13 protein-coding genes, 1 other RNA gene and 2 pseudogenes are annotated in these 13,531 nt (G+C 64.1%); 5 read left to right on the top strand and 11 right to left on the bottom strand.

Going from position 1 to position 13,531, the window contains the following annotated elements; translation table 11 throughout:
- Window positions 1-19: 19 nt before the first annotated feature.
- An RNA gene (ffs, locus tag C4T42_RS22540) (signal recognition particle sRNA small type) lies at window positions 20-118 on the bottom strand.
- 75 nt (window positions 119-193) lie between these two features.
- Window positions 194-454 carry a PepSY domain-containing protein gene (locus C4T42_RS22535; protein WP_020092787.1) on the bottom strand — a complete coding sequence of 87 codons (261 nt, stop codon included), beginning with the start codon at window positions 452-454 and terminating at the stop codon, window positions 194-196.
- 143 nt (window positions 455-597) lie between these two features.
- Between C4T42_RS22535 and C4T42_RS22530 the strand changes: the two are divergent.
- Window positions 598-1,242, top strand: a pseudogene (locus C4T42_RS22530) (magnesium chelatase domain-containing protein); the annotation flags it as partial.
- A gap of 525 nt (window positions 1,243-1,767) precedes the next feature.
- Here C4T42_RS22530 and C4T42_RS22525 read toward each other — a convergent pair.
- The 6 genes from C4T42_RS22525 to C4T42_RS31550 form a co-directional block, all read right to left on the bottom strand.
- Window positions 1,768-2,238: a metallophosphoesterase gene (locus C4T42_RS22525; RefSeq protein WP_181049202.1), complete on the bottom strand. Its 471-nt coding sequence runs from the start codon at window positions 2,236-2,238 to the stop codon at window positions 1,768-1,770.
- A 367-nt stretch (window positions 2,239-2,605) separates the two neighbouring features.
- Window positions 2,606-3,979 carry a HEPN domain-containing protein gene (locus tag C4T42_RS22520; RefSeq protein ID WP_103985890.1) on the bottom strand — a complete coding sequence of 458 codons (1,374 nt, stop codon included), beginning with the start codon at window positions 3,977-3,979 and terminating at the stop codon, window positions 2,606-2,608.
- Between the two features lie 122 nt (window positions 3,980-4,101).
- Window positions 4,102-4,851: a GSU2403 family nucleotidyltransferase fold protein gene (locus tag C4T42_RS22515; protein ID WP_051123741.1), complete on the bottom strand. Its 750-nt coding sequence runs from the start codon at window positions 4,849-4,851 to the stop codon at window positions 4,102-4,104.
- Window positions 4,852-5,487: 636 nt separating this feature from the next.
- Window positions 5,488-7,590, bottom strand: coding sequence for an AAA family ATPase (locus tag C4T42_RS22510; protein WP_103985889.1), 2,103 nt, complete (start codon window positions 7,588-7,590; stop codon window positions 5,488-5,490).
- On the bottom strand, window positions 7,587-8,399 hold the full coding sequence (locus C4T42_RS22505; protein WP_146074020.1) for a hypothetical protein: 813 nt from the start codon (window positions 8,397-8,399) through the stop codon (window positions 7,587-7,589). Before C4T42_RS22505 ends, C4T42_RS22510 begins: the two co-directional genes overlap by 4 nt.
- Window positions 8,400-8,438: 39 nt before the next feature.
- Window positions 8,439-8,972, bottom strand: coding sequence for a hypothetical protein (locus C4T42_RS31550; RefSeq protein WP_146074019.1), 534 nt, complete (start codon window positions 8,970-8,972; stop codon window positions 8,439-8,441).
- 195 nt (window positions 8,973-9,167) lie between these two features.
- Here C4T42_RS31550 and C4T42_RS22500 point away from each other — a divergent pair, with 195 nt between their 5' ends.
- Complete coding sequence (locus C4T42_RS22500) at window positions 9,168-9,440, top strand: helix-turn-helix transcriptional regulator (RefSeq protein ID WP_043712522.1); 273 nt, start codon at window positions 9,168-9,170, stop codon at window positions 9,438-9,440.
- A gap of 166 nt (window positions 9,441-9,606) precedes the next feature.
- Here C4T42_RS22500 and C4T42_RS32875 read toward each other — a convergent pair whose 3' ends face one another.
- Together C4T42_RS32875 and C4T42_RS22490 are read right to left on the bottom strand one after the other, a co-directional pair.
- Window positions 9,607-9,942 carry a DUF6634 family protein gene (locus C4T42_RS32875; protein WP_103985888.1) on the bottom strand — a complete coding sequence of 112 codons (336 nt, stop codon included), beginning with the start codon at window positions 9,940-9,942 and terminating at the stop codon, window positions 9,607-9,609.
- Between the two features lie 185 nt (window positions 9,943-10,127).
- Window positions 10,128-10,640 carry a metallophosphoesterase gene (locus tag C4T42_RS22490; protein ID WP_103985923.1) on the bottom strand — a complete coding sequence of 171 codons (513 nt, stop codon included), beginning with the start codon at window positions 10,638-10,640 and terminating at the stop codon, window positions 10,128-10,130.
- A gap of 120 nt (window positions 10,641-10,760) precedes the next feature.
- On the opposite strand from C4T42_RS22490, the gene C4T42_RS22485 reads away from it, so the two are divergent.
- The 3 genes and pseudogenes from C4T42_RS22485 to C4T42_RS22475 form a co-directional block, all read left to right on the top strand.
- On the top strand, window positions 10,761-11,003 hold the full coding sequence (locus C4T42_RS22485; protein ID WP_043712519.1) for a helix-turn-helix transcriptional regulator: 243 nt from the start codon (window positions 10,761-10,763) through the stop codon (window positions 11,001-11,003).
- Window positions 11,004-11,364: 361 nt separating this feature from the next.
- Window positions 11,365-12,716, top strand: a protein-coding gene (locus C4T42_RS22480; RefSeq protein WP_103985887.1) for an IS3 family transposase whose coding sequence is annotated in 2 segments (ribosomal slippage) — window positions 11,365-11,700 and window positions 11,703-12,716 — 1,350 coding nt in all. Because the reading frame shifts where the segments join, the coding sequence is not laid out codon by codon here.
- A gap of 79 nt (window positions 12,717-12,795) precedes the next feature.
- Window positions 12,796-13,143: pseudogene (locus C4T42_RS22475) on the top strand (ABC transporter ATP-binding protein); the annotation flags it as partial.
- A 3-nt stretch (window positions 13,144-13,146) separates the two neighbouring features.
- Here the strand turns inward: C4T42_RS22475 and C4T42_RS32480 are convergent.
- On the bottom strand, window positions 13,147-13,531 hold a 385-nt coding region (locus C4T42_RS32480), incomplete at its 5' end, for a transposase (protein ID WP_244603258.1).

Here is a 13,531-nt window from a genome sequence, read left to right as displayed (position 1 = left end):
TGCCGCGCGCCGTGGGATGAGGTGGGAGGCTGGACGAAGACCCGCTCGGTCTCGTTAGGGCTGCTTCCTTCCGGACCTGACCCGGTTGGCGAGTGAAACGTCCCTCGCCAACCCCCCGCCGGCTATATGGCCGGGCCTCGGCCCGAACGCAAGCGCTGCTGAAGCCGAGTCGAAGCGCAGCCGAAGCGCTGCCTCACTCGGCCTTGCGCTTCACGATGGCCAGGGTCTTCGGATCGAGCTTCAGGTCGAACTGCTTGCCGCTCGCGTCGATCGCGTCGTCGACCTCGATCATGCCGTCGTCGAGCTCGATCTCCTTCCACTTGGTGAAGCCCTCCTGCTTGAGCATGGCCTCGACCTTGGCCTGCTGATCGGGCGGAAGCTTCTCGTCGGCGCGGGCGGCGAGGCCGGTGCCCGCGATCAAGGTCAGGGCGAGAAGGGACGTGGTCAGGCGCATGGCTGTCTCCGATCCGGCAATTGTTTCCGGCTGTGAACAGGCGTGCCGCGGCGGAGTTCCATGGCGACGATCCCCTTGAGCCGCCACCGAATCTGCCGCACATCTTGGCCGTACCGGAACGCGGCGGCGAGGACACTGCACGAATGGTCACCCGCGTCGCCACCGTGGCCTTCGAGGGCATCGAGGCGCGGGCGGTGGACGTGCAGGTCCAGATCGTGCCGGGCTCGGTGGTGTTCACCGTCGTCGGTCTGCCCGACAAGGCGGTGGCGGAATCGCGCGAGCGGGTCCGCGGAGCGCTGATCGCCTCGGGGCTGGCGCTGCCGGCCAAGCGCATCACGGTGAACCTCGCCCCGGCGGATCTTCCCAAGGAAGGCTCGCATTTCGACCTGCCGATCGCTCTGGGCGTCATGGCGGCCATCGGCGCGATCCCGGCGGACGCGCTCGCCGGCTACTGCGTCCTGGGCGAGCTCGCCCTCGACGGCAGCATCACGGCGGTGAGCGGCGTGCTGCCGGCCGCGATGGCGGCGGCCGATCGGGGGCTCGGGCTCATCTGCCCGGCGCCCACCGGGCCGGAGGCGGCCTGGGCGGGGGGCGACCTCGACGTGCTCGCGCCGCGCTCGCTGATCCAGCTCGCCAACCACTTCAAGGGCAGCCAGGTGATGGCGCGGCCGGAGCCCGCCGTCGCCGCGCCGGCCGGGCCGCTCCCGGACCTCGCCGACATCAAGGGGCAGGAGGGCGCCAAGCGCGCCCTGGAGATCGCGGCCGCCGGGGGCCACAACCTGTTCATGTTGTACCCTGTTTCAGCTAGTCCACGGCGACGGCCGTTCGGCAGCGGGACTTCGGAGAAGCGCCCGGTCGCAGCCATGAGACGCGGGACCCCGCAGTTGCGGGTCATGACCAGTCGAGAACGAAGATGCCGATCTATCGACCTGACCCGTCCTCATGTCGCCGGCTCGGATGAAGGCACGACAAAGGAACGACAGGCGTTCATCCGAAGGTACGGAACGCGGAGGCTCGATCGTCATGGGTCGGCCTTCCGCGTTATCGACTTTCCTACGGCCTTAGCAGCGTACCGCCTCGGGCCCTTGGTCTGCCGTCAAGCTCGATAACGTCGCTCTGTCGCAGCTGCGCCGGAGATCGTGCCGCTGCCTGGGGCGATCGGCAGGGAGTGGCCGATGGGTGGAGGGCCTCCGCAGCAAAACGCATGATCCCCAAGCAATAACAGCCAACAATTTCGAAACGATTGGAATGACTTGGCGCGGCGCCTTGCAGATTAGATTGACTCTTCGCCCTCGGCATAGGTGCCGGTCAGGTCAGATGTCGCCGTGGTGGAGGCGGAGCCAGTCGCGCTGGATGTAGTGGGAGCACCAGACGCCCTGGACGCCGCCTCCGGCGAGCGGCTCCGGGACGCGGGCGACGGCGAACATCACGTCCCAGGCAAGGCGCACGTTGATCTTTTCGTGTTTGCCGCGCACGAGGAAGCGGCGTCGGCCGCTGAAGCGCGCGAAGATGGCGCGGGCCCAATCAACCGGGCAGCGATGGCAGACGTCGCCGAGGTGCCAGAGGATGTCGCCCGGTCCGACTGCGGCGTTCCGGCGGGCGATCAGCGCCTCGTCGTGCTCCTCGATGGTGGGGTAGGGGCGGTTCAGCCCGAGGCGGCCGCCGTCTGTGGCTCGGTGAGACCGGTGATTTTCCGGAGTGAACAGGATTCGAGGCGGCATGCCGGTCTCGCGCGCGTTGCAGTGGCTCCTAGTCTCGCGGATGGGCGCTCCGGAGCGTTTCATGGCGTGTCCCTGGGAGGGCCGTGGCAACTCGGAGGAGCAGGTCGTGGGTTAGCGCTACCGCGCGACCGTCACCCGAAAAGGCATCCGATCTTAACCGGCGTGGCGCAGGATCCTGTGGATCGGGAAGGTCGGGATGGCGTCGCGGCACGAGGTCTTCGAGGTGGCGGAGGCCGAGGCGGCCCAACTGCGGGAGCGGCTGGCGCGGTTCGTGGGCGCGTCCGTCGCGTGATGGGCCACCTGGGCGGATGTGTCGCCTCGCTCCGCGGGATTGCTGGCGGTCGCGGACGGACCGCTTCGCAATCGGGTGCCACGGCACGGGGCATTCGCCTCGCGGCGTCATTCGGAGACGGCGGCCGGCGGACGATGATCACGGATCCGGAGGGATGTGCGGCAGGGCGTCCCTGAAGCCATCGCGATCATCCGACCCGCCGGAGGATGCATGTGCATCGAGGGCCTCGATGTAGCGCACCAGGACGGCTGCCGTGAACGCTTCCGCTTGTCCCCTCTCGCTTCTCAGGTGCTCGTCGAGGGCAAGGATCGATCCGTGCGCGATTTTGGACCGGTATCCGTAGAGGTGGCCGACGAACTGTTTGAGCGTCGTCCCATCACTGATCAGCCGGTGTGATCGCGGGATCCGCATCAGCCTCGCCGAAAGCTCCAGAATTCCGGGTTCCTCCTTCGCGCCCGAGAGGACATCGAGCGCGATCGCCAAGTCGACGAGAGCCTCGAAGTCGGCATCCTCGGTGCAGCCGCGGCCATACCAGTGGAGCGCGTTGAGAAGCCGGTCGGAGAGCGTCGGGCACGCGACGGCGGCGGGATCCACGCTGAGCGTGAGCCTGATGCGACGTCCCGCGGCCTCCAGGAACGCGGCATGGGGACCGATGATGTTCGCCGCCATACCGGGTGCGCCGGACAGGCCCGACCGATGCAAGGACCCGCCGTGCGATAGGTCGAAGCCGTCCCGCTGGTTCAACCGGTCGACGATCCCGGGCGGCCCATGGTCCGCGGCGGCGTGGATGCGGGCATTTTCGGGAGAGGCGACCAGGAGCCTCAGGACGTTGAGGGCGGCGCGGGTCGCGACGAGTGACCGCCGGTAGGACTCGGCGCCCTCGAACCCTTCGATCGTCACGCAAGCGACCCATTGGTCCGGATGTACCGATCGCGCTACCGATCGCACCTCGACAGTGGTGTCGCGATCGGCCTTCGCGCCGTTCCAGATGGCGAGGACGCCATCCATCCAGGTCGACCTTTGCCCCCGGCGGCGCTCGACCTCGTCGATCCAGGATGTTGGCGAACGGAAAGCCACGGGCCCGACGTCGAAGTCCGATACCTGCTGCCTGATGAACAGCCAGACCGGGAAGTAGTGGGTGATGCGGGACCTCCCGCGGTTGAGCCGTTCGAGGTACCGGGCCTTGAAGGCGGTCCAGTTGGCGTCGGGGTCGTTTGCCGCCGCGAGCTGATTGAGCAACTCGCCGAGTGTTGTCGCGGCTTCGCGTCGAGCCGTATCGACTGCAACCGTGCGTCGGAGGGATGCGTCGTTCGCCATGATCCGGTCGGCGATCTCCGCAAGGGCGCTCATGGCCTTCGTGCTGGTCTGGTACGATCCTCTTTCGTCTCCCGCGGCGATGCTGGGACCGAAGGGGGCACCCGGCGTCTCCCTGTGCCACGCCTCGATCGGTCCGTGATGCATCGACCATGTCTCGCGAAGAGCCTCGTCGAGAAGGTCCTTCAGCTTGGGCACAGTCTTCTCCCTGCTCTACCGCCAGAAGCGGCATATGGTGTTCCCGCGCATCGTCCGTCCCAGCGGCGCTCGCGCGGGGCCGCCTCGTAGCCGAAGTCCGACGTCGATGGGACGTCGCCCGGCTACGCATCCCAGGTCGGCTGGAGGGTGTCGTCACTCGTCTCATCCACCTCGTCCCCGGCCTGCGCGACGTCGGCGCTCGCAGCGTCGCGATCGTCGCGGCCGGGCTCGGGGTCGGCCCCGCAGGTGGCTGCCATCTCGGGCGGTAGCTGCGAGAGCGCCCGCATCGCCTTCCATCGCCACGAGAGCGCCCGCTCGCAGAGCTCCAGCCACAGGTCGCGGAGGTCGTCCGGCGCGTCGCTGGCCACGCGCATCTGCGAGACGATGAGCTTGTGGAGGGCGTATCGGGTCGGATCCGGCACGTTGATGGGGATGCCAGCACCCTGCAGGGCAACGCTGTTGACCTCATAGTATAGCAGGAAATCGAGGTAGCCCAGGAATTGCGCGTCCGAGCGGATCGCGGGGAGGGAACCGATCCGGGGTAACTCGGGGCTTTGCATGGGACTGAGGATGTCGACGGAGAAGATCTCGTCCTGCCACCAACGGATCGAGTACCGCATCGTCCGCCACCCGTCGAGCGCGTTTGGTATCGCCGTGAAGCGGTCGTCCACCTTCCTGAGCACGGTCTCCAGGTCGGACGCCAATCGGTCCTCCACGGCGACGGCAATGGACTGGGATTGTCCGACGTCGAGGTCGTCGGTACGGCTCAAGGCGGCCGGCATCCACATCTCGAGGAGGTCGGGATAGGTCTGGAAGGCGACTGAGCCAACCACCACCGCCCTGATAGGAACACGGCGGACGATCGTCAGCACCTAAACGACAAGGATGGCGCGACGGTGCCGCCCTTCCTGGGCGGAACCGATGGGCAGCCGTCCGATATTGCGAAGATTCTCTCGAACCACGCCGTGCTCGGCGAGTACCAGGCATTCGGCCGTGACGAGAAGGGGTGCGCCGCTCCGTCGGCGTTCCGTTCCGGGACTACTATCCCCGGATCGTCGGCGAGGGTGAATTCCACCTTGCTAACCAGGCACGGAAGTCCCAGGCCCTGGCGCCCGGCTCGCGCAATAAGATGGTCACAAACCTTTTTTTGGGTTGGCGAAGTGTGCCGGCTGCGGAGCCCCGATGGTCGTGCGAAACCGCGGCGCCAAAAACGGCGGGCGGGCCCTTGTCTGCGTCGACGCCGTTCGGGGGCGGACTGCGACAACCGCCGTAATTGGAGCTTGGCCAAGCTTTAGGCCGCCGTACTGCAGGAGATGCGCCGCGCCGACCTGCCATCTCCGACCCAGGAGAAGCGGACTTGCGGGGATGAGGTGGTCGCCCTCGAAGGGTGTATCGAGGACGTGCGCAGCCAGCGTGAACGGCTTGCGCATTCCACATCAAAACCCGAAGTGCCGCAAAATCCGCCGCTATCGAACGCAAGCGACCTCGCCGCTGAATCGCGCTCGTCATCACCAGGGATGAGCTTGTGATCGTCGCCCTGTCCGGATCAGGATCAATTCGATGTCCTCGCTGGTGAGAGACCTTCGTTCCAGCAGGGCCTCAGCCAAGCGTTCTAGATCACGTCGCCTTGCCGCCAACAGTCGAAGTGCGGCCGAGGATGCGCTGCGAAGTGCCCGCTCGATCCGAAGATCGATCATGGGAGCCGTGTCAGCTGCATCTTGCACGGCCAAAACGTCACAGAGTCCCCAGCGAAGGTGCATGTCGCGTGCAAACTTCGAGGCGAGTGCCAGGTCAGTCGACGCGCCTGCCGATGGTGAATCGAAGGCTATGATTTCAGCGGCGCGTCCGGCCATGAGCACGGCGAGAACGTTTTCCATCGTCTTCCGGGTTACGACCTTCGGCATCCGGAAACCCATGTAGCCGTCTCCTCCATGCCCAGGGGAGCGCAAAACGAGATCCCCAACTGGAAGGCCGAGAACTCGCGCCACCACTGCATGACCTGCCTCGTGGATTGCAACTCGCTGGTCTTCTTCGATAGAAAGCTCGCCGGTTGCTCCCGCGATTTCACGCATCAGATCGGCTTCCTTCAGTGCCTGACCGGCCCGGCGTGCTCGTCCACGAGCCCGCCTGACCCAGGCGGCGCAATCCGCACCGGTCCCGCCGAGGCCTCTTCTTGCGATTCCAAGCAAGTCGATTCCAGGAAGCTCCTGCCCCAAATGGTATCGAAGAATCGCGGCGAGATCGGAAAGCGAGGGAGCTTCGATCGCGATCTGCCGGTCGAACCGGCCTGATCGCAGGATCGCGGGATCAATCCATCCCGGGTTGTTGGTTGCGCCGACCAGTAGCACTCCCTCGCGGCCACCGTCGCCATCGAGGCACTCGAGGAAGCCGTTGATGACCTGGACGCCATAGTGATGGTTATGGCTTTCGAGCTTGCGCCTATCACCGAAAGAGTCGAGCTCGTCGACGAGCGCGACACATGGCGCGACCTTCTTGGCGTTTCCGAAGAAGGTGCGCATTGCTTTGAGCGTCGTCCCGAGATGCGCCTCGCCTTCAGCCTGCCATTGGGCGAGCGATCCGACCAGGAATGGGACGTTCGCCTCCCTCGCGATTGCTGCCGCGAGCAAAGTCTTGCCTACGCCAGGTACCCCAGTGAGGAGCGCTCCCTGCTCGCAGGACGACCAATGTTGTCCGCAGCCGTAAGCTACTAGATCGGCTGCCGCAGCGAGTCCCCACTCGGCGGCGGCTCCGTAGCCGTGAAGTTCGGATAGTCGCGGTATCTTGCTTGCCGGCGGGAGCGTGCGTCGCCGCTCCAGTACCAATCTCAAACGTTCGAGTGCGCCTTCCGGTCCGCGCGCCGGATGCAGTGCTATGCGCAGGTCCATCGGGCCGACTTCCGCGGCGAGCTCGGGGCAAAGGGTCGTTGACGGAACCGACCCGACGATCTGCCGCACGACGAGCGTCAAATCGAAGGGCTCGAGGGTGCCCAGGACGATTCGCCCTTCGCAGGCGCGCTCAAGCTCTTCCGGAAGTCGAATCGCGCCGGGAGCGACGATCCCAATCAGAGGCAGGTAGCCACGGAGGGCTCGCGCAGCCTGTGTACTTTCGTTTGGATGCGCGCAGGATCGTCCGGCGCGAGCCTTGATGACGATGGCGCCACGCCGCTCATCTCGCGTGTCTGTCGGGGGCGAAGGCAGCTTCTTGCTCGGCCGTGATCCGAAACAGCGCATGAGAGCGTGGGCGGTCGGTTCGATCCAAGCTTCGCTTGAGCATTCCACGACCAGAACCGGCGCTTCGTCCACAATGCGCCTTGATGCGTCCGGGTCTTTTGCAAGCGTCCGACCGATCAGTACGGCCGCCGCGACTGGGGCTGGATCGTCGGACGAATGGACGGCGTCGTTTATGCGCGGCGCATACTCGTCGCGTGACACGTCCTCGTCGGACTGCAATCGCTCGGAACGATCTTGTCGGCCGAAACGCGCCAGCATAGCTTCGGGGTCGATGCGATGGCGAGCCGCGTCTTCGGACCCCTCGCGCTTCGAGGGCTTCTGCTCCATCGAATCTCCAGGCATCGGGTGTTGCGCCCGGCGGACGTCGTCGCCCCCGATCATCGCTTCTCTCCGAGGACACGGATCAAACCCGGAAACGCCATCTCGATCAGGACGAGGTGACGGTACGCCAGTCTATTCCGCTCTTTGGGCGTCTCGGAAACGCATGACGAAGACTGCCGAGGTTGCACACGAAAGCCGCTCCGACGGAGGCCGTCCCGGACGCCGGCGACGATCGTCGCGCGGCGTCGTCCCGAATCCGGCAGCCCGCCGACGACGAGCACATGTCGCTCGGCGGCGCGATCCGTGCCCGCTGTCCGACTCGCAAGCTCGATCCGCCAGTTGCGCGGGAGGCGGACGATGATCGAAGGCGGCGATTGCCCTTCCAGGCCCGGAAGGATGCAGAACGGCATACCGCCCATCGGGCACACCTCGGACAGGAGATCGAGGGTGGCGAACGTCGCGCACGCGACCCAGGCACCACTCGTCCGCTCCTCGATCCGAAAGGCGAAGCGTCCGAACAAGTCGCCGGCCAGCTTGAGATGATGGCTGTACGTGAGCGCCTGCGGAGTGCCGACCGATCCGTAGCGCGGTTGGCCGACCTCGTGGGCATGGCGCATCGCGAGTCTCGCCGCCGATGCCGGGGATAAAACGCGTTCTTCGGCGAGCGATGTCAGCAGATCGACGGTCGCATCCGAGACTCCGGTCAGATCGTCGAGGGCGAGGGTCAGAGGAGGGCGTTTCCTCGCGTTTGGGCGGGGGCCGCCCCGAGAGGCGATCCGCTTGACCAGCGCAGCGACCGTCTGACACCTCGTCAGCGGCCGGACTAACAGTCGCCCTGATGGGAATTCGACGATGTTCTCGTTTCGCATGGCGGCACCTCGCAGTGTGGGGCGGATAAGCTCGGGGGCTTACGGCCACTCGAGCGTTTCGGCGCATTGATCGATCTGGTTGGCCGCTTCTGATGAGCTTGCCGCCGGACGAGCCGATCGGCTTAGACCTTTTTCGATCTGCCGGGCCAAACCCCGCTTGGTGACGAGCAGGACACGGCGCCCAATCCTGCGGGCATCGCGCTTTACGGAAAGCAGCCGCTTCCTCAGCTTCGGCTTGCGCCAAACCCGATTTGTCGCTGCAAGAACAATCACTGTCCCTCCGACGCGCCGAAGCGTGGCATGAGCCAAGCCGTCGTCAGCAAGGCGCACGTAGGACGGGATATCCTCTAAACCCCTTGGTACGACCGACACTACATCCGGACGTGATGTGGCGACGATCTCGAGGCTACGCGCCATCGTGATCCGCTCGTTCGCAAATCGGATTCGGCGGCAGATGCTGTTGTGAAGGGTAGCGACGATCGCTTTGCCCACACGGGCAGATTGTTTCGACATGGCGCAATCCCCCGAACCGCCAGAATGGCGGTCGACTGAAGATGCCAGGTTCAGGGACATCGTCGCTTGGCCGGATCAGGAGACCGAAGGCGCAGCGCGTCATCTTCAACAATCGTTGAAGGTATCGCCGAAGGAACGGCGTTGACCGGATCCAACCGACTTGCGGGTCGCGTGAAGATAAGGTCTTCTGGACCTCCGCCATTCGCAAGTCGCGTTCCGACTCGGTGGCCCAGTGATTCGCAGGCTGCAATATTGATGCATCCGCGTCAAGCATCAAACGCGTCAAAAGTGCATCCTGCGCAGATCAGAGGCGCGCGGGCGATGCTCGGCTGGACGCAGAACGATCTAGCCGCTCGATCAGGCGTCGCGAAGCGAAGCATTGCTGGGCTGGAACTCGAGACGAGCAGGCCGAAGCTTGAAACCCTTCGACGACTTGTGGCCACGCTTAGCGGCGGCGGCATCGAGTTCAATAACTCCGATGTCGATGGGGTAGGGATCAAGCTTAGACTTACAATATATGCTGATTAAATCTTGGAAGCAACAAAAAAAATCCAAGTAAATATCGCTAGTTCTATGTTTGGCTCAATTTTTCGATAGATCCCGCGGTCGAGTTAGTCGTCACCTCAACCAAATGAGCCGTTAAGACAATATGTTTTTTCTCGAGCCGCGGACGATCGCCGCGCCTGAGCGGTATTCACTGAACGGTCTCGATTTCTGGACGGACCGAAAGCCGATAGAATCGCGACAGAGTTCTGGCATACCCAGACACTGGATCGAAGGTATAGAGTTCACTCGTGTGGCATATGCCACCGTCCGGTAGGTAAGGATGCCCGTGTACGATTCCAACAAGATGCGGAACGGGGGCTATATATACACTCCATTCGAATAGGATCGGCGAATTTTGGAGATCGCTTTCGGACGGGTGTTCTCCTTTCGAGATCCGTTCGAGATCTTCGGCCAGCTTGCCGAGCTTGTATGCGAGGCTTGCCAGTTCAGGGAAGGGGCCTGCCCCTCGGTGTAGAATGGACATCGATCTTGTCCTCTGCTCCGGCCCGCTGTGCAGTCGCGAATTTCGCAGGGCGGCTGCCGAGACCTCAAGCCGCGATGCAAAGGAAGCCGCACAAGTATTTCGCTTCGTGTGCTCTTCTGCCGAGTGCACCGCGGTACAATTCCGCCGTGTTCTAGTCGATCAAAAGCGACTGGCGGTCAGAATTGTCACAAATCCCGTATCGAGCAAATTCTAGACCGTATTTGGTCTAGCGAGGCGGGCTTAAAATTCCAGGCATCTACTCCAACGTCGCATGAAGTCACGGAATCTTTCAGATTCCCATGGCTGTGGCCGTGAAGCGACACGGATCCTTGATGGCATTTGTTCCAAACGCGAAGTGCGTAATGGAACAGTATCAGATGTTCTGCTCCAAGACGTATCTCGGTATAATGCTGAACTGTCGCCCATGGCAACGATAACGTCGTTTTGCCATCGTGGTTGCCGCGGATCAGGTGAATCGCTCTGCCGTTCAGGCTGCCGAAGATGGCTGCTCTTCGATTCGGTCCACAACGATACGCGAAATTGCCGAGGTGCCACACTTCGTCGTTCGAGCCCACGGTCGCGTTCCATCGCTCGACCATGAAGCCGTCCATCTCGTCGCTATCCCGAAATGGACGGTGACAGAGGGCGATGATGTTCGTGTGGCCGAAATGGTGGCCAGCTGTGAACCAGAGCGTCAAGGCACCCTCCCGAAGGATCGGCGACGGCATCGGGACCGCCCGATCGAATATCAGATTTTCTGATATTGGACTAGTTGGTTTAGCTGGACCGTCGGCTTCCTTGTTCACGCCGACGGGCCGATGCCCAGCACCCTTAGGACCGCGCGACACCGACGATTGATCGAACTGCTCGTCGAGGCACGAGAGCGGTCGGGCCTCACCCAAACCGAGTTGGGAGCTCGGCTTGGCCGATATCAGTCGGTCATCGCTGCGATCGAGAGTGGTGGAAGACGGATCGATATCGTGGAATTCCTCGCTATCGCCGATGCGTTAGAGATCGATCCCGCCCGGGTCATCGAGGATGTAAGGGCGGTTCCAGCTTGATCGCCGGCAAGTTCGAGGTCGGGTAGGGCCCTGTCGCCGACTGGTCATCAAACGTGCTGGACGTGACCCCATTACGAGAAAGACGTTGCTGTGGATATCGCCGTCGAGAAGGCGGACGCTGTCGCAATCTGCAACGTACCGCGCGCCAGCAGCCTCGATGCAGTGACGTGCCGTACCCCGATCCTCCACCGTTACGTGGCTAGCCACTCAGGAGGGGCGGCGCCTATTGCGACCTCTGGGGGCAGCGGCCCATGGTCCCGCGCGATCGCGTCCTCACTGTCCGCCGTCAGCACTCCCGAGACAAATTGAGGGTCTTCACGAACGGAGGATGGCTGGTTCATCGTAGCCCCCAGGAGCGAAGATGAAACAGACGTCCGGGCCGGCGCGGAAGCCGGCAGAAGCCGTGATCAAGGACATCCGCCGCGCCACGCGCCGGCAGTTCTCGGCCGAGGAGAAGATCCGCATCGTGCTGGAAGGGCTGCGCGGTGAGGACAGCATCGCCGAGCTGTGCCGGCGCGAAGGCATCGCCAGCTCGATGTACTATGGCTGGTCCAAGGAGTTCTTGGAGGCCGGCAAGAAGCGGCTGGCCGGCGACACGGCCCGTGCCGCGACCGCCGACGAGGTCCAGGACCTGCGTCGCGAGGCGGGTGCGCTGAAGGAGGTCGTAGCCGATCTCGTCTTGGAAAACCGCCTGCTGAAAAAAAGTATGACCGGGGCTGGGGGCGACGAGGCATGAGGTACCCGGCCTCTGAGAAGCTAGAGATCATCCGGCTGGTCGAGCAATCCCACCTGCCGGTGCGCGCCACCCTGGACAAGCTCGGCGTCACCCGGGCGACGTTCTACCGGTGGTACGACGCTTTCCAGCGTGGCGGCCTCGAGGCATTGGCGGATCGTCCGTCCCGACCCAGCCGGGTCTGGAACCGGTTGCCCGCCGAGGTTCGCAATCAGATCGTCGCTCTCGCACTGGAGGAGCCAGAGCTCAGCCCACGCGAGTTGGCGGTGCGCTTCACCGACGAGCGGCGCTACTTCGTCTCGGAAGCGACCGTCTACCGCCTGCTCAAGGCCCAGGACCTGATCACCAGCCCGGCCTACATCGTGATCAAAGCCGCCAACGAGTTCCGGGACAAGACCACCGCACCCAACCAACTCTGGCAGACGGACTTCACCTATCTGAAGGTGATCGGCTGGGGTTGGTACTACCTCTCGACCGTGCTGGATGACTTCTCGCGCTTCATCGTGGCGTGGAAACTGTGCGCGACGATGCAGGTCGGCGACGTCACCGCCACGCTCGACCTCGCGCTGGCGGCGGCCGGGCTCGATCATGTGCAGGTGGCGCATCGGCCGCGGCTGCTCTCCGACAATGGATCAAGCTACGTCGCGGGTGATCTGGCCGACTGGCTCGGCAGCCGGGGCATGACCCATATCCGCGGCGCGCCCCGCCATCCTCAAACGCAGGGCAAGATCGAGCGCTGGCACCAGACGCTCAAGCACCGCATCCTGCTCGAACACGCCTACCTGCCCGGCGAACTGGAGGCGCGGGTTGCCGCCTTCGTCGAGCATTACAACCACGCTCGGGCTCACAAGAGCCTGGGCAACCTCACTCCCGCCGACGTCTACTTCGGCCGCGGCGAGGCCATCCTGCAGGAGCGGGCGCGGATCAAGCGCCAGACCCTCATCGATCGCCGCTTGCGCCACCACGCGCAGGCTGCCTAACCTCTCACCCAGATGGACCAGAGCCTCCGTTCCTGAGCGCCTCAAGTCGTCTCAAATCATCTGACGACGGACAATCGATCGCTTCAAGGTCAAGACAGCGTCCTCGGAGGCGCCGATCGCCACGCTGTCGGGCGGCTACGTTCAGCGCGCCGTGCTAGCGCGCGAGCTGACGGACCCTGTCGATCTGCTGATCGTCGTCAATCCCTGCTTCGGCCTCGACTTCGCGGCAGTTGCGGAAATTCGGACGCGCATCGTGGCCGCGCGAAACGGCGGCGCGGCGGTGCTACTCATAAGCGAGGATCTGGACGAGATTCTCGAGTTGTCGGACAGGATCTTGGTGATGTCAGACGGACGCATCGTCTATGAGACGTCCGCCGCTGCGGCCGAGGTCAGCACGATCGGCCGGCACATGGCCGGGCATCTCTGAGGCTCATCGTCCCACTAGAGCAGTTTCGGTTTCATCGGAGTCGTATCCTGCCGCGACGAAGAAGTTTGCGGCCTCGTCGGGCGTGACGGCATCGACGAGCCGCCCGATTGTGGTCCAGAGCCCTTCGCGCGTGCGCTCGGCGGCCTTGCGCAGCCCCGCCTTCAACTTCGAGAACGCCATCTCGATCGGATTGAAGTCCGGCGAGTAGGGCGGGAGGAACAGGAGCCGCGCGCCCGCCGCCTCGATCGCCGCGCGCACGGCCGGGCCTTTGTGGCTGCCGAGATTGTCCATGATCACGATGCCCCCGGGTGCGAGTTCGGGCACCAGGACCTGATCGACGTAGACTTGGAAGGCGTCGCGGTTGATCGGCCCGTCGAGCACGAACGGC

This window comes from Methylobacterium sp. 190mf (assembly GCF_900107945.1).
Lineage (GTDB): Bacteria > Pseudomonadota > Alphaproteobacteria > Rhizobiales > Beijerinckiaceae > Methylobacterium.
Note: the sequence above shows the minus strand (reverse complement) of the source record. Positions and strands in the feature narration are given on the sequence as shown.

What these genes read in the sequence shown, in the direction of transcription:
- C4T42_RS22535 (WP_020092787.1), bottom strand. Translation starts at nt 454, where the DNA reads ATGCGCCTGACCACGTCCCTTCTCGCCCTGACCTTGATCGCGGGCACC.
- C4T42_RS22525 (WP_181049202.1), bottom strand. Translation starts at nt 2,238, where the DNA reads ATGAAACGCTCCGGAGCGCCCATCCGCGAGACTAGGAGCCACTGCAAC.
- C4T42_RS22510 (WP_103985889.1), bottom strand. Translation starts at nt 7,590, where the DNA reads ATGATCGGGGGCGACGACGTCCGCCGGGCGCAACACCCGATGCCTGGA.
- C4T42_RS22505 (WP_146074020.1), bottom strand. Translation starts at nt 8,399, where the DNA reads ATGCGAAACGAGAACATCGTCGAATTCCCATCAGGGCGACTGTTAGTC.
- C4T42_RS31550 (WP_146074019.1), bottom strand. Translation starts at nt 8,972, where the DNA reads ATGTCCCTGAACCTGGCATCTTCAGTCGACCGCCATTCTGGCGGTTCG.
- C4T42_RS22500 (WP_043712522.1), top strand. Translation starts at nt 9,168, where the DNA reads ATGCATCCGCGTCAAGCATCAAACGCGTCAAAAGTGCATCCTGCGCAG.
- C4T42_RS32875 (WP_103985888.1), bottom strand. Translation starts at nt 9,942, where the DNA reads ATGTCCATTCTACACCGAGGGGCAGGCCCCTTCCCTGAACTGGCAAGC.
- C4T42_RS22485 (WP_043712519.1), top strand. Translation starts at nt 10,761, where the DNA reads ATGCCCAGCACCCTTAGGACCGCGCGACACCGACGATTGATCGAACTG.